Below are 21358 nucleotides of genomic sequence, written 5' to 3'. Positions count from 1 at the left end.
CGACTGGCTTTCGCCAGTCGCTTCACATTACGCTTTTACCTGGCCGTACTGGCTGACCTTAAACAGGCGGCGGCAGTAGTCGAGGAAATAGCCGTATACCGCACCCATCAGCATTGATACCACGATATTCGAACTGACCGCTGCGGCGATCTGGTGCCAGTCCGCGCCCACTGTCAGGAGAATAGCCACGTAGACCGGCGACTGGAACGTGACGTACGCCAGCACGTCGGCAAGATTTTTCATCCAGCCCGCCGGGCTGATGCGGCGCGCGAAACGCATAACGGCATCGCGGTATAGCCCGTAAGGCCATGCGATAATAATATTGACCGGGATCGCCACCAGACGAGAAGAAAGTGACTGCTCGAAGGTCATTCCGGAGAGGAATATTTCAATCAGCATGTTCACAACGGAACAGTAGACAACCATCGCGAATGTATCCGCCACCGCGTGGCGCAGGCGAGATTGCGGCGAGAACATGTCTGAACTCCTTGAGAAGAACGCAGTGGAATCGGTTTTCCTTCAGCGGCTAGTGCTTTAGGTTGGTTTGTTTGAGGTGTATAGCGTATATCTCTATGTTTGAACTAACAACTAGTGATTAATTTTTATTTACTCGCCTTTTATCCACAAAATTCTCTAAAATTGATTGTTTTTTATCCGGTTCGTTATAATCTGTCTCATCAAATATTTTATTTATATAAATCAGCTAGTTATGTGTTCTGCTTTTGACGCAGAAATCCACTCCCCTGATGAGAGCGCAGTATGCTGTGATTTGGATTAAAGTTGACCATTTATATTGATTCGGTGATTAGATCTACGTGTTTCCCGCCAATGCTATGCACTATTATTAACGGCGATATTTAAATATATTTACATTTATGCCCGTTTGGACCTTTGGGTAGATATTTCAACTGAAATGAATTATTCTTGGGGCGATTTATCTATTTACCCCAAAGAAAAGGTTTTCAATAATATGTCTTTGACGTTACAGAATCTTAATAATATCCGAACCCTGCGCGCGATGGCGCGAGAATTAACCCTGGACGTTCTTGAGGAAATGCTGGAAAAGGTCAGGGTCGTTACTGAAGAAAAACGCAATGAGCTGGCGGAATTAGAGCAGCAGCGCGCTGAACAGCAGGAAAAAATTAATAACCTGCTGGAACTGATGAAAGCCGATGGTATTTCTCCGACTGACCTGCTGGGTTCAGAACTGGCGCAGGCGGGTAAACCGACTAAAAAGCGTAAACCGCGTGAAGCGAAATATCGCTTTATTGACCAGAACGGTGAAGAAAAAACGTGGACCGGCCAGGGGCGCACGCCGAAGCCTATTGCCAGCGCACTGGCAGAGGGTAAATCACTGGATGATTTTCTGATCTAATACGTGGACCGGGCGGAACAAGCCGCCCGGTTGTCTGTTCAGCAGACGCCGAAATCACCTTCTTCGGTATACGGCGCCAAATCGGCCGCTTTCAGCGTATATTTCTCGCCTTGTTCATTGCTGGCCTGTACCGCCACCACGTTTTCACCGTTCACTTCGAGCACTTTCAGCTTTGGGCCGCCTTTTAGCGGTTGCACATAATCACCGACAGAAAACATATAACCTCCTCATCGTTTTAGCGATCTTCACCTTAGCCGACGTCTGATGCCGGGTACAGCGTAATTCATTGATTACTGCTTATGAGGTATGACGGTTCCACGGCATCACTTTCAGCAACCGTGCCATACCGCAAAAACCTGTCACACCGGCGAACAGCAGCCCGGCACCGACGAAACCGCTCAGCAGGAAAAAGCCGCTGGAGACGCTATAACCCAGCACCACGCCGCAGAGGATTAGCAGCCCGGCGGCAATTTGTACCTGCCGCATCAGCGGGAGCGGCTGGGATTTATCTTCAACGCTCAGCAGCCCGGCCTGCTTCCAGCCCTGAATGCCCCCCTCAACCACGAAGGCCTGAGCCGGCAACGCTGCCTGCGCAAGACGCGCAGCATTGTTTGATGTCCGTGTCCCGGACTGACAGTGGAAAATCACCATTTCACCAGGGGCAGCGTTGAGCCCGCCGGGTAAAGAATCCAGCGGTATGGAGCGTGCTGCCGGAATATGCTCGCGGGCATACTCATCGGGATCGCGAATATCAATCAGTTTTGCGCCTTCTTTAATAAGCGCGTTCGCCTGCTGTGGCGAAATAAGAGAAAGAGACATGATGTTTCCTTACTGTCAATTTATGAGTAGTAGAACATTTAAGGAAGGGATTAAGCCAGTGTAAAGAGGGTAAAGGCAGGTAAAAGCGCGAGAGACGAATGGCAGTAACCCGTAAACTGGCTATGCTTAGAGAAATGTCTCTTTTTAATTTTCAATTGGTTAGCTTGCACGGAGTGATTATGGGTTTTTGGCGCGTTGTTTTTACGATTATTCTCCCGCCGCTGGGCGTGCTGCTTGGCAAGGGACTGGGCTGGGCGTTTATTCTGAACATCCTTCTGACCATCCTGGGTTACTTCCCGGGCCTTATCCACGCGTTTTGGGTGCAGACGAAAAACTAAGCACGCCACAGTAAATCACTGTATATACCGGTTAATACGCCTTCCGGGCCAAACTGCTGTTTGATCCAGCGCGTCACCTGGCCGGTCGCCGCATGCTGCGTGGCGAGCAGCATGCGCGAGTCCTGACGCGGATTGTTAATACGCCGCGTGATGAGCAGCCCGTCTTCCATCGCTTCTCTTGCCATGTATTCCGGCAAAAAGCCAATCCCTTCCCCCAGAATCTGGCACTGGCACTTGGTGTTGAAATCCGGCACCAGAATTGCCTCTTGCCCGTGCAGCAGCCAGCCGACCTTCTTGTTGATGGTATGCGCGGTATCTTCCACCATGATGTTGGGGTACAGGCGCAACTGGCTCTCCGCTATCGGTTCGGGAACAAAGGCGAGGGGATGTTCCGGCGCGATGGCAAACACCCAGCGAATGGCGCCAATTTCGGTGTAATCAATCCCGCCGCCGTCCAGCAGCGTATCCGGCGCGCCAATCGCGATGTTGGCCTGATTGTTGATGATCGAATCCCAGACGCCGTTATACACCTCGGTCGTCACCGTGATCTGGCAGGTGGGAAACTGCTTTTTCAGCACCTGCAGCAAACGCGCAGTATGGCGCGGCGTATACAAGAGCTGATTAATGCAGATGCGCACTCTCGCCTCGATGCCCTGCGAAATGGTATCAATCCCGCGCTTGATGGCGTGGAAGTCGTTCAGCAGGTCGGTGGCCTTACGGTAAAAATAAAACCCGGACTCCGTCAGCTCGATGCTGCGCGTGTTGCGCACAAACAGCACCACGTCCAGCCCGGTCTCCATGCGTTTAATGGTGTAGCTAATGGCGGAGGTCGTCACACCCAGCTCGGCGGCGGCTTTGCTGAAGCTGCCGAAGCGTGCCGCGGTGGTGAAGGCCAGCAGGTTCTCTTCGGTAAAGATGGAATTCATATCACAGCATCCTCAGCCATCAGTTTTGAACATATTTTAACAGCGCCGTTACATCATATTTGAAGTGTGTCACAGTTCTGACTATTTACGCGGAGCCCCGTCCTGCAAGGCTTTTACAACCATAAGGATAATGCTGCCTGAGGCGCTAAAAAGCGGTAAACCATAAGAAAAAGGTTGCACAGACGCACGTTTTAGCCTGACTGTTGAATTTAACTCAACAATGAATTGCGTGTCGATGAATCATTTTTAAGCGGATTCTTTTGTGACCAGGCTGTTGCTATTCTCAGGTCATCAGAAGTGAAACATTGGGAGACCGAATATGTCTGCAAACGCACTCGTTACGGAATTTCTGCTGGCGGCAGAAGAGGGCAACATCGACGCGCTAAAAGCCTGCCTGGATAACGGCGTGGATATTAACGCCACCAATCGCCAGAAAAGAACCGCCATTATTATTGCCAGCCTGAAAAAGCATTATGCCTGCGTGGAATTTTTAATTGCCGCCGGCGCGGATATTGATAAACAGGACCAGACCTGTTTTAACCCCTTCCTGATAAGCTGCCTGACTAATGATTTAACCCTGCTGCGCATCGTTCTTCCGGCGAATCCGGATCTCGACCGTCTGACGCGCTTCGGCGGCGTGGGCATTACCCCTGCCAGTGAAAAAGGCCACGTTGAAATCGTGCGCGAGCTGCTGGAAAAAACCGTTATTAACGTCAACCACACTAACTTTGTCGGCTGGACGCCGCTGCTGGAAGCCATCGTGCTGAATGACGGCGGCGCAAAGCAGCAGGAAATTGTGAAACTGCTGCTGGACCACGGCGCGAACCCGCACATGACCGATAAATACGGCAAAACCCCGCTCGAACTGGCGCGGGAAAAAGGCTTCGATGCAATAGCCGACCTGCTGCTGGCGGCGGGCGCATAACGCATTCGGCCAGCCACGTCCGGCTGGCCGTTAATTCAAACAGTATTTTTACCGACGTGCATTCTGCGCGACGGCGGCCCCCTTTTATCCGTATTCAGGAGAAAACAATGCCAACCAAAATCGTCATAAAAAAGAACACGTATTTCGATTCGGTTTCCTTAATGTCGGTTTCCACCAAAGCCAATAAATTGCCGGGCGTCGAACAGGCGTTTGTGGCAATGGCGACGGAAATGAATAAAGGCGTTCTGAAAAATCTCGGGCTGCTCACGCCGGAATTGGCGGAAGCCAAAAATGGCGACCTCATGATCGTGATTAAAGGCGACGCGGCGAACGATGAAACGCTGGCGGAAATAGAGGCTTTATTTACCCATAAAGCGAGCGGCGGCACCCATGAAGCACGCTACGCGACGATTGCCAGCGCCAAAACTCATCGCCCGGACAGCAACCTGGCGGTCATTTCCGTCAACGGCACCTTTGCCGCCCGCGAAGCGCGTCAGGCGCTGGAAAACGATCTTGACGTGATGCTGTTCTCCGATAACGTGTCGCTCGACGACGAGCTGGCGCTGAAGCTGCTGGCGCATGAGAAAGGGCTGCTGATGATGGGGCCTGACTGCGGAACCGCCATCATCAACGGTGCGGGGCTGTGCTTCGCCAACGCGGTGCGTCGCGGGCCGATTGGGATTGTTGGCGCCTCCGGCACCGGCAGCCAGGAGCTGAGTGTGCGCATTCACGAGTTCGGCGGCGGCGTGTCGCAGCTGATCGGCACCGGCGGGCGCGATCTCAGCGAGAAAATCGGCGGCCTGATGATGCTCGACGCCATCGACATGCTTGAGGCGGATGAGGTCACTCAGGTGATTGCGCTCATCTCCAAGCCACCTGCGCCAGCGGTGGCAGAAAAGGTGCTGGCCCGCGCCAGAGCCTGCCGCAAGCCGGTGGTTGTTTGCTTCCTCGGCCGCAGCGAACCGCCCGCCGATGAAGACGGCCTGCAGTTTGCGCGTGGCACCAAAGAAGCGGCGCTGAAGGCGGTGCTGCTTACCGGCATTAAAAAAGAGTCCCTGGATCTGCATCCGCTCAACTGGCCTTTGATTGAAGAGGTGCGCGCCCGCCTGACCCCGCAGCAGAAGTACATTCGCGGCCTGTTCTGTGGCGGCACCCTGTGCGACGAAGCGATGTTTGCCGCGCTGGAGAAGTTCGACGATGTCTGGAGCAATATCCAGCCGGATCCGGCTAAGCGCCTGAAGGACATCAGCGTCAGCCAGGCCCACACCTTCCTGGACTTCGGTGACGACGACTTCACCAACGGCAAACCGCACCCAATGATCGACCCGACCAACCGCATCAGCCGCCTGCTACAGGAGGCGCGCGATCCGCAGGTGGGCGTCATCGTGATGGACTTCGTGCTCGGCTTCGGCGCGCACGAGGATCCGGTGGGGGTGATGATCGACGCGATCAAAGAGGCGCAGGCGATCGCGAAGGCCGATAACCGTCCGCTGGAGATCCTCGGCTACGTGCTTGGCACCGACCAGGATCCGCAGTCGCTGGCGCAGCAGTGCCAGCGGCTGACCGACGCAGGCGTCATCTGGGCCAGCAGCAGCACCAACACCGGATTACTGGCACGTGAATTTGTCTGCAAAGGGGAGAAAGCATAATGACCACTTTATTCAACCAGCCGCTTAACGTCATTAACGTCGGCATTGCGATGTTCAGCGACGACCTCAAAAAGCAGCACGTTCCCGTGACCCAGCTCGACTGGACGCCGCCGGGGCAGGGCAACATGCAGGTGGTAGAAGCGCTCGACCAACTGGCAGAGAAACCGCTGGCGGAGAAGATCGCCGCCGCGAACAAAATCGCCCTTGAGCGCATCATCCAGTCTCACCCGGTGCTGGTGGGCTATGACCAGGCCATTAACGTAGTGCCGGGCATGACCCGCACCACCATTCTGCACGCCGGTCCGCCCGTCGCATGGGAAAACATGTGCGGGGCGATGAAGGGCGCGGTTACCGGTGCGCTGGTATTTGAAGGGCTGGCAACGGATCTGGAGGATGCCGCAAGGCTGGCGGCTTCAGGTGAGATCACCTTCTCGCCGTGCCACGAGCACGACTGCGTGGGCTCCATGGCGGGCGTCACCTCCGCGTCAATGTTTATGCACATCGTTGAGAACAAAACCTACGGCAACCGGGCGTTCACCAACCTCAGCGAGCAGATGGCGAAGATCCTGCGCATGGGGGCTAACGACCAGAGCGTGATCGACCGCCTGAACTGGATGCGCGACGTGCTCGGCCCGATGCTGCGCGACGCGATGAATATCATCGGCGAAATCGACCTGCGCCTGATGCTGGCCCAGGCGCTGCACATGGGCGACGAGTGCCACAACCGCAACAACGCCGGCACCACGCTGCTGATCCAGGCGCTGACGCCGGGGCTGATTCAGGCGGGCTACCCGGTGGAGCAGCAGCGCGAGGTGTTTGAGTTTGTCGCCAGCAGCGACTATTTCTCCGGCCCGACGTGGATGGCGATGTGTAAAGCCGCGCTGGATGCCGCTCACGGCATTGAATACAGCACCGTGGTTACCACCATGGCGCGCAACGGCTACGAGTTCGGCCTGCGCGTTTCCGGCCTGCCGGGGCAGTGGTTTACCGGTCCGGCGCAGCAGGTGATTGGCCCGATGTTCGCAGGCTATAAGCCGGAAGACTCCGGGCTGGACATTGGCGACAGCGCCATCACCGAAACCTACGGCATCGGCGGCTTTGCGATGGCGACGGCACCGGCCATCGTTGCGCTGGTGGGCGGCACGGTGGAGGAAGCCATCGACTTCTCGCGCCAGATGCGCGAAATCACCCTCGGCGAGAACCCGAACGTCACCATTCCGCTGCTGTCGTTTATGGGCATTCCAACCGCCATCGACATCACCAGAGTGGCGGGCAGCGGTATTCTGCCGGTGATCAACACCGCCATTGCCCACAAAGACGCGGGCATTGGCATGATTGGGGCGGGCATCGTTCACCCGCCGTTTAGCTGTTTTGAAAAGGCGCTGTTGACCTTCCGCGATCGCTACGTTCTATAAGGTATGCATCCATGAAAAACATGAAACTGGAGTGGAAAAGAGGTGACTGGGCGGCCTATTTCGGGTTGATGACCAACAACCTGACTAATTTGCTGACCATGATGGGGCTGCTCATTTTTGTCGTCGGCATCCCGAAGGAGATTGTTTATGGACGCATCGCGCCGGCCTTCGGGCTGGCGGTGCTGGTAGCGAGCTTATGCTACACATGGTTTGGCCTGCAAATGGCGCGCGCCACCGGACGTACGGACGTCACCGCGCTGCCGTCCGGCCCGAGCGCACCCTCGATTTTTACCGTGACCTTCCTGGTCCTGATGCCCGTCTACCAGCAAACCGGCGATGCGGATTTCGCGATTCAGATTGGCCTGGTGTGGTGCTTCGTGGAAGCGATGATCCTCGCGGGCGGCTCGTTCCTGGGTGAGACCATCCGCAAGATGATCCCGCGTACCGTGCTGCTGTCGTGCCTGTCCGGTCTTGGCCTGCTGCTGCTGGCGATGAACCCGATGTTGCAGGCGTTCGAAGCGCCCACCGTGTCGTTCATCGTTCTGCTGCTGATCTTCATTAACTGGTTCGGTAAAAAGCCAATTTTCGCCAAAATCCCGACCGGCCTGCTGCTGCTGATTGCCGGAACGGCGCTGGCGTGGATTTCCGGACTGCAAAGCCCGGATGCCATTAAGGCGTCCATGTCATCCTTCGGCTTTAACCCGCCGGAAGTGCACGTGGACAGCTTTATGCAGGGCCTGCCGCACGCGCTGCCGTATCTGGCGTCCGCCGTACCGCTGGGGCTGGCGAACTACATCTTTGACCTGGAGAACATCGAAAGCGCCCACGCAGCGGGGGATGAGTACCCGACCCGCAAGGTGATGCTGGCGAACGGCCTGGCTTCCATGCTCGGCTGCCTGATGGGCAACCCGTTCCCGGTCACGGTCTACGTGGGCCATCCCGGCTGGAAGGCGATGGGGGCGAGCATCGGCTACACGCTGGCGTCCGGTGTGACCATGTTTATCGTGCCGCTGTTCGGGCTGGGGGCCTTTATGCTCGCCATCATACCGATGACCGCTATCGTGCCGATTCTGGTGTTTATCGGCGTTGTCACCGCCAACCAGGTGGTGCGGGAAACGCCGAAAGTGGAGGTGCCCGTCATCTTTATCTGCCTGTTCCCGTGGATCGCTAACTGGGCGCTGACCATGATGAACAGCGTGATGAGCGCGGCGGGAACCAGCGCGGCGAAAATTGGCACCGACGTGCTGCACAGCAAAGGGATCTACTACGAGGGGCTGATGCACCTCGGCAACGGTGCGCCGCTCGCCAGCATGCTCTGGGGCTGTATCGCTATCTTCGCCATCATTAACAAACCGCTGCGCGGGGCCGCCGCCGCCGCAGGAGGCGCGCTGCTGGCGCTGTTTGGCGTGATCCACGCGCCAGTGGTGGGCTTTGCCGAGGGCAGTTCCCTGATGTTCGTCACGGCCTACCTGATGATGGGCGGCATGTTTGTGGTGAAGCATTTCCTCGACAGCCGCGAAGTTGCGAGCGCTGAAGTTACTGTTGCGAAGGAAAACGTATGAAAGAGCTAATGGTCGTCGCCATCGGCGGCAACAGCATTATCAAAGACAACGCCAGCCAGTCGGTTGAACATCAGGCGCAGGCGGTCAAAGCGGTGGCCGAGTCGGTGCTTGAAATGCTGGCCTCCGACTATGACATCGTCCTCACCCACGGCAACGGCCCGCAGGTGGGGCTGGATCTGCGCCGCGCCGAGATCGCTCACGAGCGGGAAGGGCTGCCGCTGACCCCGCTGGCAAACTGCGTGGCGGATACTCAGGGCGGCATCGGCTACCTGATCCAGCAGGCGCTTAACAACCGCCTGGCGGCGCGCGGCGAGCAAAAGGCGGTCACGGTCGTCACTCAGGTGGAGGTGGATAAAAACGATCCCGGCTTTACGCACCCGACAAAACCGATCGGCGCGTTCTTCAGCGAGGCACAGCGCGACGAGCTACAGCTCGCGCACCCGGACTGGCATTTTGTCGAGGATTCAGGCCGGGGCTATCGCCGCGTGGTGGCCTCGCCCCAGCCGCTGCGCATCGTCGAGGCGGATGCGATTAAGGCGCTAACGCAGAAAGGTTTTGTGGTCATCGGCGCGGGCGGCGGAGGCATTCCCGTTGTGCGCAGCGAGCAGGGGGATTATCAGAGCGTGGATGCGGTTATCGATAAAGATCTCTCCACCGCGCTGCTGGCCCGTGAGATTTGCGCCGACGTGCTGGTGATAACCACCGGCGTGGAGAAAGTCTGCGTTAACTTCGGCAAGCCAGACCAGCAGGCGCTGGACACCGTCAGCGTGGCGCTGATGAAGCGCTACATGGATGAAGGACACTTTCCGGCGGGCAGCATGCTGCCCAAAATCGTCGCCTCGCTGGCATTTTTACACCACGGCGGCAGGCGGGTGATCATCACCTCGCCGGACTGCCTGCCTGCGGCGCTGCGCGGTGAAACGGGTACCCACATTGTTAATGAAGGAAGATAAGATGAGTGAAAACAAAAGCCGCCGCGAGTTTATCAGCCAGAGCGGCAAAATGGTCACCGCCTGCGCGCTGTTTGGCGCCACCGGCTCCGTCGCGTATGCTGCCGACTCTGCAAAGGCAACCTGTGAGACGGGGAAACCGATGAAGATCATCGCGAAACATTACTATCTGGACAACGTGCTGCTTGAAGCCGGGTTTAATTTCGAGGGCAGCGTGGCGACGAGCACCCGCACCGAGATGAAAACGCTGGAGATTAAAGACGGGAAAATTGTCGCCCTGCGCGACAACGGCAGCCATGCCGACGCGACCCTGCCGCACTACGACGCGGGTAAAAAACTGATGCTTCCGGCGATGCGCGACATGCACATTCACCTGGATAAAACCTTCTACGGCGGCCCGTGGCGCTCCCTGAACCGTCCGGCTGGCACCACCATTCAGGACATGATCCGCCTGGAGCAGAAGCTGCTGCCGGAGTTACAGCCCTACACGCAAGAACGCGCCGAAAAGCTGATCGACCTGATCCAGTCCAAAGGGTCCACCATCGCCCGCAGCCACTGCAATATTGAGCCGGTTTCCGGCCTGAAAAACCTGGAAAATTTGCAGGCGGTGCTGGCGCGCCGCAGCGCAGGTTTTGACTGCGAAATCGTTGCCTTCCCGCAGCACGGCCTGCTGCTCTCCAACTCTGAAAAGCTGATGTGCGAGGCGATGCAGGCGGGGGCGCACTATGTGGGCGGGCTAGACCCAACCAGCGTTGACGGCGCGATGGAGAAATCGCTCGATACTATGTTCCAGATTGCGCTGGATTACGACAAAGGGGTGGATATTCACCTCCATGAAACCAGCCCGGCGGGCGTGGCGGCGGTGAACTACATGGTGGAAACCGTGGAGAAAACGCCGGAGCTGAAGGGGAAGCTGACCATCAGCCACGCCTTCGCGCTGGCGACGCTCAATGAGCAGCAGGTGGATGAGATTGCCACCCGCATGGCGGCGCAGCAGGTCACCATCGCCTCCACCGTGCCGATTGGCACCCTGCACATGCCGCTGAAGCAGCTGCGGGAGAAGGGAGTATTTGTTATGACCGGCACCGACAGCGTGATCGACCACTGGTCGCCGTACGGTCTGGGGGACATGCTGGAGAAAGCCAATCTGTACGCCCAGCTCTATATTCGCCCGAACGAGCAGACGCTCTCCCGCGCGCTCGGCATCGCCACCGGCGACGTGCTGCCGCTGAGCGATAAAGGTGAACGCGTATGGCCGAAAGCGCAGGACGACGCCAGCTTTGTGCTGGTGGACGCCTCCTGTTCCGCCGAGGCGGTGGCGCGCATTTCTCCGCGCACCGCGACGTTCCACAAGGGGAATCTCGTCTGGGGCACGGTCGCCTGACGCCACGATGGGGTATCGCTACAGGTGATACCCCGACAATCGCAACTCCCGATCAATCCACTCGACGAACTGCTGGATCTTCCACGCGCGTTCGTTCATGTGCGGCATTACCAGATGATGCGCGTTAATGGCGATTCCCATCTCATCCGGCAGCACCTGTACCAGCGAGCCATCCTTCAGGTGATCGGTAGCCATCATTTTGCTCTCCAGAATAAACCCCAGCCCCATGCGCGCCGCTTCAAAGCTCATGTAGGAACGGTCGAAGCTGAGGCTGAAATTGAGCCAGGGCCTGTCGATATTGTGCCAGGCGAACCATTTTTCCCAGTTCACCAGAGTGCTGGTGGAGGAGATAAGCGACTGTTGCAGCAGATCGGCGGGCGTGCTGATGGGATGCTCTTCTGCATAGCCCGGCGAGGCCAATACTACCAGCGTGTCGTTTTTAATGGTCATCACCCGGTAAGCATCCCAGTCCGGAATACCATGACGGATATCAATGTCGATATTATCTCTGGCGAACTGCAGGTTCTCATAGGAGCAGGTGAGATTGATGGTGATATCAGGATATTCGGCGCGGAATCTGCCCAGACGGCGCAACAGCCATGACAGTCCGAAGGTGGGGGAAGAGTGCACGCGAAGCACAGCATTGTCTTTTTCTTTCACGATCTGATCGGTGGCGCGCCCAATGGCGCTCATCGCCGCCGAGACCTCCCGCAGATATTTTTCTCCCGTCGGGGTGAGTTGAACCCCTTTGCCGCTGCGGATAAATAATTTCTTGCCCAGCCACGATTCCAGCGACGCGATCTGGTGGCTTACCGCCGAAGGCGTGACGTTGAGCTGTTCCGCCGCCTGATGGATGCTCAGGGCGTTAGCAACGGCGATAAACGCCTGCAAATTTCTGAGCGAGGGCAGCGATAACGTCTGGCGATCCTGCGCGGACATGGCCTACTCCTTACACGATAATTGATAAAAAACATAACATTGAGACTGCGAGCGGGCAATTTTATCCCGATGTTATTTTTTTGAGCTGTATCGCGAATCAAATTTATCTCAGCAATAAATGAGCTTTATTGAATGGCGTTTCATGGGTGAGCCGATATATTGACGTTGAACGCAATAATAAAACGACTCACGGTGTTCGAATAATGAGGTAAGTTATGTCTCGTATAGAACAAGCTGTCCCCTACATAAAGACTAAAAAAACCAATTACCGTTTCGTTGTGCTGGCATTAATTTTTATTGTTTATGCCATTAATTATGCTGACCGAACAAATATTGGTGCGGTACTGCCGTTTATCATTGACGAATTTCATATCAATAATTTCGAAGCCGGTGCCATCGCCAGCATGTTTTTTTTGGGATACGCCCTGAGCCAAATTCCTGCGGGCTTTTTTATTGCCAAAAAGGGAATTCGCGGCATGGTGGCACTGTCGATATTCGGCTTCTCTGCCTTTACCTGGCTGATGGGCACCGCAACCTCGGTTCTGGGCCTGAAGTGTATCCGCCTGGGGCTGGGGTTAACAGAGGGGCCGTGCCCGGTCGGGCTGGCCTCCACCATCAATAACTGGTTTCCGCCAAAGGAGAAGGCCACGGCCACGGGCGTCTACATCGCCGCCACCATGTTCGCGCCTATCCTCGTGCCGCCGCTGGCCGTGTGGATCGCCATGACCTGGGGCTGGCGCTGGGTCTTCTTCTCCTTTGCGATCCCTGGATTGGTCATTGCCGTCCTGTGGTATCTGCTGGTACGCACGAAGCCGTCCGAGAGCGCATTCGTCTCTAAAGCGGAGCTGGAGACCATTACCGCCGGTCAGGAGACGCCGGACGCCAGACGTGAAAACATCGTGATTTCACCAGGCTTTGCACGCCTCGATCGGCTGATCCGTGTGCGGGAGTTAGCCCCGGTAAGCACGGTGAAAGGGCTGTTTACCTCGAAGAATATTCTCGGCGACTGCCTGGCCTATTTTATGATGGTCAGCGTGCTGTACGGACTGTTGACGTGGATCCCGCTCTATCTGGTGAAAGAGAAAGGCTTTACGTTTATGAGCATGGGGCTGGTCGCCAGCATGCCGTGCATCGGTGGATTTATCGGTGCGATTTTTGGCGGCTACGTCTCAGACAAACTGCTCGGCCGCCGACGTAAACCGACCATGATGTTTACCGCCATCAGCACCGTTTTAATGATGGTCATTATGCTGAATATTCCGCAAAGCACCGTGGCGGTTTGCGTCGGACTATTTTTTGTCGGTCTCTGTCTGAATATTGGCTGGCCCGCTTTTACAGCTTATGGCATGGCTGTTGCGGACAGTAAAACCTATCCCATTGCCGCGTCCATCATCAATAGCGGCGGTAATCTCGGCGGATTTGTTTCCCCGATGCTGGCAGGTTATCTGCTGGATAAAACAGGTAGTTTTAATTCCGTGTTTATTTATTTCGGTATTTGCGCAGCCATTGGCTTAATTATGATTATGCTGCTGGAAGAACCGAAATAAATCATTAAATCTCTCTTGTCCGAATGGAGTAAATATATGCTACTGAAAAATAAAGTCGCCGTTATTACCGGCGCGGCTTCCGTACGCGGTTTGGGTTTCGCTACGGCGAAATTATATGCCGAACAGGGTGCGAAAGTGGTGATTATCGATTTAAACGCTGAAGCCAGCCGGGCTGCCGCCGCGAGCCTGGGCGACGAACATCTGGGCCTTGCGGCGAACGTCAGCAATGAATTACAGGTTAATGCCGCCATTGAGCAGGTGCTGGGGAAATACGGGCGCATCGATATTCTGGTGAATAACGCCGGCATTACTCAGCCGATCAAGCTGATGGATATCAAACGCGAAAATTACGATGCGGTGCTTGACGTCAGCCTGCGCGGCACGCTGCTAATGTCCCAGGCGGTTATTCCCACTATGCGCGCGCAAAAGTCGGGCAGCATCGTCTGCATTTCATCGGTATCGGCCCAGCGCGGCGGCGGCATCTTCGGCGGCCCACACTACAGCGCTGCAAAAGCGGGCGTGCTGGGACTGGCAAAAGCCATGGCGCGTGAGCTGGGGCCCGACAATGTGCGGGTAAACTGCATCACGCCGGGTCTTATCCAGACGGACATCACCGCAGGCAAGCTGAGCGATGAGATGAAAACGTCCATTCTGGCGGGCATTCCGCTTAACCGCCTCGGAGACGCGCAGGATATTGCCCGCGCCGCGCTGTTCCTCGGCAGCGACCTCTCTTCTTACTCCACCGGTATCACGCTCGACGTGAACGGCGGGATGCTGATCCATTAAGGAGATACGACGATGACGGATACCACAGTTCAACAGGTTGCCGCCGCGGCCTGGCGCATTCGCCGCTACGCGCTGCGCATGGGCGAAGTGCAGGGGCAGGGCTACATCGGGCAGGCGCTGGGCTATGCCGATGTGCTGGCCACCGCGTTTACCCACGGAATGAACCTTAAGCCGGGCGAGCCGGAGTGGGAAGGGCGTGACCGTTTTCTGCTCTCCCACGGCCATTACGCCATTGCCTGTTATGCGGCCCTGATTGAAGCCGGGATCGTTCCTGAAGAGGAGCTGGAGACCTACGGTGCGGACGACAGCCGCCTGCCGATGTCCGGTATGGCAACCTACACGCCAGGTATGGAGATCTCTGGCGGTTCGCTGGGGCAGGGCTTAAGCATTGGCGTTGGCATGGCGCTGGGGCTGAAGCACAAGCAGAGCGCGGCATGGGTCGTTAACTCCATGTCGGACGGCGAGCTGGACGAAGGGTCAACCTGGGAAGCGGCGATGTCGGCGGCACATCACGGCCTGTCGAACCTGATCGTGCTGGTGGACATTAACCGCCAGCAGGCGGATGGCAACTCGCACGCGATCCTCGGCTTTGAGCCGCTGGAGGATAAATGGACCTCCTTCGGCTGGTACGTCCAGCGCGTGAACGGCAACGATGTTCCTGCGCTGGTGACGGCGTTTGATAATGCCAAACGCTACCCGGAAAACCAGCCGCGCGTCATTTTGTGCGACACGCTGATGGGCAAGGGCGTGCCGTTCCTCGAAAAGCGTGACAAGAACCATTTTATTCGCGTGGATGCTGACGAGTGGCAAAAGGCACTCGCCGTGCTGGATGCCAACAAACCTGAAGGAGTGCTGTAATGAGCCAGACCACGGAGAAAAAACCGCGTTTAACCACGTCGGCGATGATTGCCTCTATCGCGGAAGAGGGCCAGGAGACGCGCGCCGCACCGTTCGGTCACGCGCTGGTGAAGCTGGCGGAACAGCGACCGGAGATCGTCGGCATGACGGCGGATCTGTCGAAGTACACCGATCTACACATTTTTGCCCAGGCCTACCCGGAACGCTTCTTCCAGATGGGCATGGCCGAACAGCTGCTAATGGGGGCCGCGGGCGGCATGGCGAAAGAGGGCTTTATTCCTTTCGCCACAACCTATGCCGTCTTCGCTACCCGCCGCGCCTACGACTTTATCCATCAGGTGATTGCTGAAGAGCACCTGAACGTGAAGATCTGCGCGGCGCTGCCGGGGCTAACCACCGGTTACGGGCCGAGCCACCAGGCGACGGAAGATATTGCGATTATGCGCGGTATTCCGGGCATGACGATTATCGATCCCTGTGACGCAATCGACACGGAACAGGCGGTGCCGGCGATGGCAGCGCACGATGGCCCTGTCTATATGCGCCTGCTGCGCGGCAAGGTGCCGGTGGTGCTGGACCAGTACAACTACCAGTTTAAGATTGGCAAAGCTGCGCTGCTGGAAGAGGGGAGCGATGTCCTGATCGTCGCCTCAGGCCTGATGACCATGCGTGCGCTGGAGGCGGCGAAGCAGCTGCGTAAGGATAACGTCAGCGTGGCGGTGCTGCACTCGCCCACCATTAAGCCGCTGGACGAAGAGACGATCCTGGCGCAGGCCGCGAAGCCGGGACGGCTGGTCATCGTGGCGGAAAACCACAGCAGCGTAGGCGGGTTGTGCGAAGCCGTCGCGTCGCTGTTGATGCGCAACCGCGTGAACGTGGATTTCGATACCGTCGCGCTGCCGGACGCGTTCCTTGATGCGGGCGCGTTGCCCACCCTCCATGACCGCTACGGGATCTCAACCACAGCCATGGTGGAGAAAATCCGGCGCAGGCTGTGATTTATCAGACGGATACGTTGCCAACGGGCGAGGGGGGCTTTACCCTCGCCTCTGTTGCGATAAAGGAGTCCGTCATGGCACAAAACATCTACGACAACCCGGCGTTTTTTGAAGGCTACGCTCAGCTTCCGCGCTCGGTGCACGGGCTGGACGGTGCGCCTGAGTGGCCTGCGCTCAAGGCAATGCTGCCTGATTTAACCGGCAAAGCGGTTATCGATCTCGGCTGCGGTTACGGCTGGTTCTGCCGCGCGGCGCGCGCGCTGGGCGCTTGCGACGTTACGGGCGTCGATATCTCAGAAAAAATGCTTGCCCGCGCGGCTGAACTGACGGATGACGTGCAGATTCACTATCAGCGTAGCGATCTGGAATCTCTTCAGCTTCGCGAAAACAGTCTCGATCTGGTCTACAGCTCGCTGGCGCTACACTACCTGCCGGAGCTGGGCACGCTCTTCGCCAACGTTCAGCGCGCGCTAAAACCGGGTGGCAGCCTGGTCTTCTCGATGGAGCACCCGATTTACACCTGCGCCACCCGTCAGGGCTGGCTGACCGACGACAGCGGCGAGCGGTTCTGGGGCGTGAACCATTATCAGGACGAAAGCCATCGCGTCAGCAACTGGCTGGCGGATGGAGTGATTAAATACCACCGCACGCTGGGCACCACGCTTAACGCGCTGATAAAGGCCGGGTTAACGATAAGTGAAGTCAATGAGTGGGGACCAACGCAGGCGCAGATTGACGCCTGGCCTGCATTGTCCGAAGAGGCGGAGCGCCCGATGCTGGTGCTGATTTCCGCCCGTAAGGCTCAGTAACCTACCTTGTACACCCGCCCGCTCTGCACCCCTTCCACGCTGCGGCGGTAGGCCTGGGCCACGGTCGCGGCGGGAACGCTTTCAAAGCCGGGGAAAAACCCGTCATACGCTTCGGCGGATTCCGTCAGTACCGTTGGGCTAATCAGGTTGATGCGGATCCCGCGCGGCAGTTCGCAGGCTGCGGCGCGGACAAACCCTTCCAGCGCCGCATTGACCGTGGTGGCATTTACGCCCTGCGCAATCGGCTCGTGCGCCACAATCCCACTTATCAGCGTAATCGAGCCGCCTTCGTTCAGATAATGCTGGCCGGTCAGCGCCAGGCGCACCTGCCCGAGCAGCTTATCCTGCAGGCCCTGGTTGAAGTCGCTGTCCTTCATGGTCGCGAGCGGGCCAAAGTAGAGACCACCGCTGGCGGAGACAATCGCATCCACCGGGCCGATTTTCTCAAACAGCGCCTGCACGCTCGCCTGCGAGGTGATATCCACCTGGTAGTCGCCCCGCGTGCGACCCACGCGGATGACCTCGTGACGACGGCTTAACTCTTCGGTTACGGCACGACCGACCGTACCGCTGGCACCAATAATGACGATTTTCATATCCGACTCCTCATGTTGTGAGCCCTCATTCTTTAATAAATAAAAAGTCAGATAAACTGGGCTAAAGTTAGATGATTACTAACCAGGGGTTTGGAATATGGATAAGCTTCGCGGCATGGAGACGTTTATCGCGGTGGTAGAGAGCGGCAGCTTCACCGGCGCGGCGGCGCGGCTGGAGATGTCGGCGGTGATGGTCGGGAAATATATTGCGCTGCTCGAATTTCAGCTCGGCACGCGGCTGCTGGAGCGCAATACCCGTCGCCAGAGCCTGACCGACGCCGGACGCGTTTATTTCGAAGAGGCCAGGCGCGTGCTGGAGCAGGTCTCGATTGCCGAAAGCGCGGTTGAACGGCTGCGCGCGGCGCCCGCCGGCACCCTGCGCGTCACCGCCCCCACGTCGTTTGGCGGCTGCGCGATCGCCCCTCTGACGGCCACATTTTTGCAGCGCTACCCGGAAGTGCGTATCGAACTGGATCTCACCAACCGGATGGTTGATCTGGTGGAAGAGGGGGTCGATCTGGCCATTCGCATTGGCGATATCCGCAATGACGATCTGGTGGCGAAATATCTGTGTCCCTACAACATGGTGATCTGCGCCGCGCCGGATTATCTGGCGCGACACGGCACGCCGCAGACGCCCGCCGATCTGGTGGATCATCTGTGCCTGTCGCACACGGTGTGGACCGCGCGCAACGAGTGGCGGCTGCCGGGTGCGGAAGGGGAGGTGCGCTGGAAGCGGGATGCGATCTTAAGATGCAACGACGGCTACGGCTTACGCATGGCGGCGCGAGCCGGGGCAGGGCTGCTGCTGCAACCGGAAGTGCTGGTGGCGGAAGAGCTGGCAAGCGACAGGCTGGTGCGTGTGCTGGAGCCGTTCACGCCCGCGCCGAGGCCGGTGCATTTACTGTGGCGTCAGGATTTGCGTCCCCTCCCTAAGCTAACGGAATTTATTGCGCATATTCTGCTAAGATTGGGCACAATATAAAAAAAGAAGGTAATCAAAGAATGTCTGCAAACAAACTCGCCAGCAGCGCGCAGGGCCTGCAATCATCTGCCATCCGTGAATTATTAAAACATAGCAAAATGGCGGGCGTGATTTCGCTGGGCGGCGGTATTCCCAATCCGGACCTGTTCGATCGCGAAGGGCTTAAAATTGCCGCCGATGCCGTGTTGTCACAGAATTTTGGCGAGGCGTTCCAGTATGGCCTGACGGAAGGCGTACCGGGGCTGCGCGAAGAAATTAAACGCATCTGCGAGGGGCGCGGCATCGCCTGTAAGGCCGATGACGTGGTCATTACTTCCGGCTCTCAACAATCTCTGGACGTGCTGGCGCGTGCGTTAATTAATCCGGGCGATACGGTTGTCGTTGAACGTCCTACCTATCTCGCCGCGCTGCAGGTCTTTGGCCTGGCACAGGCGAATTTTGAATCCGTCGGCACCGACGGCGACGGCATGAAGGTCGATGAACTTGAGGCGTTGGTGGCGAAGAAAACCATCAAGGCGGTTTATATCGTTCCAACCTTTGGTAACCCTGGCGGCGTAACGCTTTCCGAAGCGCGCCGTAAACAGCTGGTGGAATTATCAAAGCGCTATGATTTCGTGATTATCGAAGACGATCCGTACAGCGAAATTAACTACACCGACGACGTGTTCCGCCCGCTGATTGCCCATGCGAAAGATATCGGCAATGAGGATAACGTGGTGTACACCTCTACCTTCTCCAAAATCCTCGCGCCGGGCACCCGCGTGGGCTGGGTGCTGGTGCCGGAATGGCTGAAGCGCGCGGTGGTGAACCTCAAGCAAACCACCGATCTGCACACCAGCACGCTGTCCCAGCTGATGACCTACGAGTACCTGAAAACCGGGCGTCTGGCGAACCAGATTAAAATGATCCGCGAGGCCTATCGCCAGAAATACCTGACGTTTGCAACGGAACTGGAAGCCGAGCTGGGCGATGTGATGTCGTTCCACAAGCCGAAGGGCGGGATGTTCCTGTGGGCAAAAATGAACAACGGCATGAATACGACGAAATGGCTGGAAAAAACCTTAAGCAACGGCGTGGTGTTTGTACCGGGCGAGTTCTTCTACTGCAACGAACCGGACCCGACAACGCTGCGCATGTCATTCGTCACCCCAACGGATGAGCAGCTTAAAGAAGCGGTTCGACGCCTGAAGATCTCCCTGTAACAGAGCGCGCATAACGGCAGTTGCCGTTGCGCGCGCAGGGTGAGCTTATTGCGTGGCGTGGGCGAGCGCGCGGTCTGAAGCATCGCCGCCGATCGTCTGCGTCACTTCATGGATACGACAGATTTTCCCCTCGCGCAGTGCGGCAAACATATACACCTCTAATTCCGCCTGGCGACCATCTGGATACGTCACCGTAGCCCAGTGCCGGTCTGCTAAAAGATTCTCGTGACAGGCCAGCTCTTCTACCCTGAATGCGATCGCGCGGATCTGCGAGCGGACGTGGTTCAGGTGCTGCACAAAACCCCGAAAATCAAGCGCGTGACCATCCGTGTACTGCTGGTAATCGGGCGTGAACACCTCTGCGGGATCTAATTCGCCTTTGAACAAGCGGCTTAACAGGCACGCCATTTTCTCGCGCTGTAGGGTATTGTCAGGCTGGGCTATCAGGGTTGTGATGATGCTCATGTTGGCTCCTTGTGAAGTTGAGCCACCATTATCCTTGACAGTCGACGGCGCAGTTTCTGTAATACGTCGATGAATAACGATTTTCGGCCAGGATAAGATGATCGGTACAGAGACGCTCCGCCATCCCGGCGGTTACCGCACCGCGTGGCACAGCCATCCCACCGGACAGCTCTGGCGTATTGCAACGGGGCTGCTGGTGATTGAGACCCAACAGGGGCGTTCGGTTGTACCGGCAAACCATATTGGCTGGATCCCGCCGGGCCAGCAGCACGCCGCCTTTTCTGAAAGCGCGATAGAAGGCTGCGCTATCTATCTTGACCCTGCGTGCTGTGCAATGCTTCCCGATGCCCCCGCGCTGTTCGAGCCCGACGATCTCACTCATGCACTGTTTTCCCGCTTAAGCGTTGCAGAAAACGAGTACGATCCGCGAAAGCTCACCCTGCTGCTGGATGAGCTTGCCCTGACGTCTCAGGTGCACTTTTATCTGCCCGTACCGACGGATCCGCGTCTGAAGAACGTGGTCAGCCACTTGCTGCAGTGTGTCGATGATAATCAAACGGTCAAGAGCCATGCCAGCCATGCCGGGATGAGCGTGCGTACGTTTAACCGTCGATTTAGCGCCCAGACGGGAATGAACTTCGTCAACTGGCGGCAGCTGGCGCGCGTCATGCAGGCAATGGAGTGGCTGGCGGCGGGGAAGCCGGTGGGATGGATTGCGCTGTCCTGCGGCTACAGCAGCGTCAGCGCATTTATTGAGGTTTTCAGAATGTGGACCGGTAAAACGCCGGGGCAGTGGGGGATTAAAGGTGGCGCTGTAGAGCCGGTTTGAT

Annotated in this window: 23 protein-coding genes; 16 read left to right on the top strand and 7 right to left on the bottom strand. The window is 57.3% G+C overall.

Annotation, left to right across the window (positions count from 1 at the left end):
* Positions 1–27: 27 nt before the first annotated feature.
* A complete protein-coding gene (gene alaE / locus IM303_RS06130; RefSeq protein ID WP_028014172.1) occupies positions 28–477 on the bottom strand; it encodes an L-alanine exporter AlaE in 450 nt (149 codons plus the stop codon).
* Positions 478–970: 493 nt separating this feature from the next.
* Here alaE and stpA point away from each other — a divergent pair, with 493 nt between their 5' ends.
* The gene (stpA, locus tag IM303_RS06125) at positions 971–1375 is read left to right on the top strand and encodes a DNA-binding protein StpA (RefSeq protein ID WP_048959573.1); all 405 of its coding nucleotides are present in this window, start codon (positions 971–973) and stop codon (positions 1373–1375) included.
* Between the two features lie 38 nt (positions 1376–1413).
* Here stpA and IM303_RS06120 read toward each other — a convergent pair whose 3' ends face one another.
* Both IM303_RS06120 and IM303_RS06115 read right to left on the bottom strand, forming a co-directional pair.
* Positions 1414–1593: a hypothetical protein gene (locus IM303_RS06120; protein ID WP_028014170.1), complete on the bottom strand. Its 180-nt coding sequence runs from the start codon at positions 1591–1593 to the stop codon at positions 1414–1416.
* Between the two features lie 79 nt (positions 1594–1672).
* Positions 1673–2194 carry a rhodanese family protein gene (locus IM303_RS06115; protein ID WP_193359718.1) on the bottom strand — a complete coding sequence of 174 codons (522 nt, stop codon included), beginning with the start codon at positions 2192–2194 and terminating at the stop codon, positions 1673–1675.
* 179 nt (positions 2195–2373) lie between these two features.
* Between IM303_RS06115 and IM303_RS06110 the strand changes: the two genes are divergently transcribed.
* A complete protein-coding gene (locus IM303_RS06110; protein ID WP_032644909.1) occupies positions 2374–2532 on the top strand; it encodes a YqaE/Pmp3 family membrane protein in 159 nt (52 codons plus the stop codon).
* Here the strand turns inward: IM303_RS06110 and IM303_RS06105 are convergent.
* Entirely contained in the window at positions 2529–3458 is a 930-nt protein-coding gene (locus IM303_RS06105; RefSeq protein ID WP_028014168.1) for a LysR substrate-binding domain-containing protein, read from the bottom strand. The genes IM303_RS06110 and IM303_RS06105 overlap by 4 nt on opposite strands.
* A 319-nt stretch (positions 3459–3777) precedes the next feature.
* On the opposite strand from IM303_RS06105, the gene IM303_RS06100 reads away from it, so the two are divergent.
* From IM303_RS06100 to IM303_RS06075, 6 genes are all read left to right on the top strand, one after another.
* On the top strand, positions 3778–4383 hold the full coding sequence (locus IM303_RS06100) for an ankyrin repeat domain-containing protein (protein WP_193359717.1): 606 nt from the start codon (positions 3778–3780) through the stop codon (positions 4381–4383).
* A 107-nt stretch (positions 4384–4490) separates the two neighbouring features.
* Positions 4491–6032, top strand: a complete 1542-nt coding sequence (gene fdrA, locus IM303_RS06095; RefSeq protein ID WP_193359716.1) for an acyl-CoA synthetase FdrA — start codon at positions 4491–4493, stop codon at positions 6030–6032.
* The gene (locus IM303_RS06090) at positions 6032–7447 is read left to right on the top strand and encodes a DUF1116 domain-containing protein (RefSeq protein WP_048959576.1); all 1416 of its coding nucleotides are present in this window, start codon (positions 6032–6034) and stop codon (positions 7445–7447) included. The genes fdrA and IM303_RS06090 overlap by 1 nt, the downstream gene beginning before the upstream one ends.
* Before the next feature lie 11 nt (positions 7448–7458).
* Positions 7459–9009, top strand: coding sequence for a xanthine permease (locus IM303_RS06085; protein WP_088204888.1), 1551 nt, complete (start codon positions 7459–7461; stop codon positions 9007–9009).
* Positions 9006–9962 (top strand): carbamate kinase family protein, encoded by a 957-nt coding sequence (locus IM303_RS06080; RefSeq protein WP_193359715.1) that lies wholly within the window; start codon positions 9006–9008, stop codon positions 9960–9962. The genes IM303_RS06085 and IM303_RS06080 overlap by 4 nt, the downstream gene beginning before the upstream one ends.
* 1 nt (position 9963) lies before the next feature.
* Entirely contained in the window at positions 9964–11343 is a 1380-nt protein-coding gene (locus IM303_RS06075; RefSeq protein ID WP_048998563.1) for an amidohydrolase family protein, read from the top strand.
* Between the two features lie 18 nt (positions 11344–11361).
* Here the strand turns inward: IM303_RS06075 and IM303_RS06070 are convergent, their stop codons facing one another.
* On the bottom strand, positions 11362–12282 hold the full coding sequence (locus tag IM303_RS06070) for a LysR substrate-binding domain-containing protein (protein ID WP_028014161.1): 921 nt from the start codon (positions 12280–12282) through the stop codon (positions 11362–11364).
* Between the two features lie 215 nt (positions 12283–12497).
* On the opposite strand from IM303_RS06070, the gene IM303_RS06065 reads away from it, so the two are divergent.
* From IM303_RS06065 to IM303_RS06045, 5 genes are all read left to right on the top strand, one after another.
* Positions 12498–13829, top strand: coding sequence for an MFS transporter (locus IM303_RS06065; RefSeq protein ID WP_041908551.1), 1332 nt, complete (start codon positions 12498–12500; stop codon positions 13827–13829).
* Between the two features lie 36 nt (positions 13830–13865).
* Positions 13866–14615 (top strand): SDR family NAD(P)-dependent oxidoreductase, encoded by a 750-nt coding sequence (locus tag IM303_RS06060; protein WP_003862216.1) that lies wholly within the window; start codon positions 13866–13868, stop codon positions 14613–14615.
* Between the two features lie 12 nt (positions 14616–14627).
* The gene (locus tag IM303_RS06055; protein WP_048957980.1) at positions 14628–15473 is read left to right on the top strand and encodes a transketolase; all 846 of its coding nucleotides are present in this window, start codon (positions 14628–14630) and stop codon (positions 15471–15473) included.
* The gene (locus IM303_RS06050; protein ID WP_047364369.1) at positions 15473–16471 is read left to right on the top strand and encodes a transketolase family protein; all 999 of its coding nucleotides are present in this window, start codon (positions 15473–15475) and stop codon (positions 16469–16471) included. The genes IM303_RS06055 and IM303_RS06050 overlap by 1 nt, the downstream gene beginning before the upstream one ends.
* 74 nt (positions 16472–16545) lie before the next feature.
* A complete protein-coding gene (locus tag IM303_RS06045; protein ID WP_193359714.1) occupies positions 16546–17280 on the top strand; it encodes a bifunctional 2-polyprenyl-6-hydroxyphenol methylase/3-demethylubiquinol 3-O-methyltransferase UbiG in 735 nt (244 codons plus the stop codon).
* On the opposite strand, the gene IM303_RS06040 is transcribed toward IM303_RS06045, so the two are convergent.
* Positions 17274–17876: a short chain dehydrogenase gene (locus tag IM303_RS06040; RefSeq protein WP_028014155.1), complete on the bottom strand. Its 603-nt coding sequence runs from the start codon at positions 17874–17876 to the stop codon at positions 17274–17276. The genes IM303_RS06045 and IM303_RS06040 overlap by 7 nt on opposite strands.
* A gap of 97 nt (positions 17877–17973) precedes the next feature.
* Here IM303_RS06040 and IM303_RS06035 point away from each other — a divergent pair, with 97 nt between their 5' ends.
* Both IM303_RS06035 and IM303_RS06030 read left to right on the top strand, forming a co-directional pair.
* Positions 17974–18861, top strand: a complete 888-nt coding sequence (locus IM303_RS06035) for a LysR family transcriptional regulator (protein ID WP_048998566.1) — start codon at positions 17974–17976, stop codon at positions 18859–18861.
* A gap of 20 nt (positions 18862–18881) precedes the next feature.
* Positions 18882–20063 carry a PLP-dependent aminotransferase family protein gene (locus IM303_RS06030; RefSeq protein ID WP_048998569.1) on the top strand — a complete coding sequence of 394 codons (1182 nt, stop codon included), beginning with the start codon at positions 18882–18884 and terminating at the stop codon, positions 20061–20063.
* Positions 20064–20108: 45 nt separating this feature from the next.
* Here IM303_RS06030 and IM303_RS06025 read toward each other — a convergent pair whose 3' ends face one another.
* Entirely contained in the window at positions 20109–20528 is a 420-nt protein-coding gene (locus tag IM303_RS06025; RefSeq protein WP_049136897.1) for a nuclear transport factor 2 family protein, read from the bottom strand.
* 97 nt (positions 20529–20625) lie between these two features.
* Here IM303_RS06025 and IM303_RS06020 point away from each other — a divergent pair, with 97 nt between their 5' ends.
* The gene (locus IM303_RS06020; RefSeq protein WP_048998571.1) at positions 20626–21357 is read left to right on the top strand and encodes a helix-turn-helix domain-containing protein; all 732 of its coding nucleotides are present in this window, start codon (positions 20626–20628) and stop codon (positions 21355–21357) included.
* Position 21358 lies beyond the last annotated feature (1 nt).

The sequence above is a fragment of the Enterobacter cloacae complex sp. P38RS genome (assembly GCF_014930775.1).
GTDB lineage: Bacteria > Pseudomonadota > Gammaproteobacteria > Enterobacterales > Enterobacteriaceae > Enterobacter > Enterobacter bugandensis.
The sequence above is the reverse complement of the archived record's forward strand: the minus strand, read 5'-3'. Positions and strand labels throughout refer to the sequence as shown.

Coding starts and splice junctions, on each gene's coding strand:
- IM303_RS06100 (WP_193359717.1), top strand. CDS start 3,778: ATGTCTGCAAACGCACTCGTTACGGAATTTCTGCTGGCGGCAGAAGAG.
- IM303_RS06025 (WP_049136897.1), bottom strand. CDS start 20,528: ATGAGCATCATCACAACCCTGATAGCCCAGCCTGACAATACCCTACAG.
- IM303_RS06090 (WP_048959576.1), top strand. CDS start 6,032: ATGACCACTTTATTCAACCAGCCGCTTAACGTCATTAACGTCGGCATT.
- IM303_RS06030 (WP_048998569.1), top strand. CDS start 18,882: ATGTCTGCAAACAAACTCGCCAGCAGCGCGCAGGGCCTGCAATCATCT.
- IM303_RS06050 (WP_047364369.1), top strand. CDS start 15,473: ATGAGCCAGACCACGGAGAAAAAACCGCGTTTAACCACGTCGGCGATG.
- IM303_RS06040 (WP_028014155.1), bottom strand. CDS start 17,876: ATGAAAATCGTCATTATTGGTGCCAGCGGTACGGTCGGTCGTGCCGTA.
- IM303_RS06020 (WP_048998571.1), top strand. CDS start 20,626: ATGATCGGTACAGAGACGCTCCGCCATCCCGGCGGTTACCGCACCGCG.
- stpA (WP_048959573.1), top strand. CDS start 971: ATGTCTTTGACGTTACAGAATCTTAATAATATCCGAACCCTGCGCGCG.
- IM303_RS06120 (WP_028014170.1), bottom strand. CDS start 1,593: ATGTTTTCTGTCGGTGATTATGTGCAACCGCTAAAAGGCGGCCCAAAG.
- IM303_RS06070 (WP_028014161.1), bottom strand. CDS start 12,282: ATGTCCGCGCAGGATCGCCAGACGTTATCGCTGCCCTCGCTCAGAAAT.
- IM303_RS06075 (WP_048998563.1), top strand. CDS start 9,964: ATGAGTGAAAACAAAAGCCGCCGCGAGTTTATCAGCCAGAGCGGCAAA.
- IM303_RS06060 (WP_003862216.1), top strand. CDS start 13,866: ATGCTACTGAAAAATAAAGTCGCCGTTATTACCGGCGCGGCTTCCGTA.
- IM303_RS06110 (WP_032644909.1), top strand. CDS start 2,374: ATGGGTTTTTGGCGCGTTGTTTTTACGATTATTCTCCCGCCGCTGGGC.
- IM303_RS06055 (WP_048957980.1), top strand. CDS start 14,628: ATGACGGATACCACAGTTCAACAGGTTGCCGCCGCGGCCTGGCGCATT.
- IM303_RS06035 (WP_048998566.1), top strand. CDS start 17,974: ATGGATAAGCTTCGCGGCATGGAGACGTTTATCGCGGTGGTAGAGAGC.
- IM303_RS06085 (WP_088204888.1), top strand. CDS start 7,459: ATGAAAAACATGAAACTGGAGTGGAAAAGAGGTGACTGGGCGGCCTAT.
- IM303_RS06105 (WP_028014168.1), bottom strand. CDS start 3,458: ATGAATTCCATCTTTACCGAAGAGAACCTGCTGGCCTTCACCACCGCG.
- IM303_RS06065 (WP_041908551.1), top strand. CDS start 12,498: ATGTCTCGTATAGAACAAGCTGTCCCCTACATAAAGACTAAAAAAACC.
- IM303_RS06080 (WP_193359715.1), top strand. CDS start 9,006: ATGAAAGAGCTAATGGTCGTCGCCATCGGCGGCAACAGCATTATCAAA.
- IM303_RS06115 (WP_193359718.1), bottom strand. CDS start 2,194: ATGTCTCTTTCTCTTATTTCGCCACAGCAGGCGAACGCGCTTATTAAA.
- fdrA (WP_193359716.1), top strand. CDS start 4,491: ATGCCAACCAAAATCGTCATAAAAAAGAACACGTATTTCGATTCGGTT.
- IM303_RS06045 (WP_193359714.1), top strand. CDS start 16,546: ATGGCACAAAACATCTACGACAACCCGGCGTTTTTTGAAGGCTACGCT.
- alaE (WP_028014172.1), bottom strand. CDS start 477: ATGTTCTCGCCGCAATCTCGCCTGCGCCACGCGGTGGCGGATACATTC.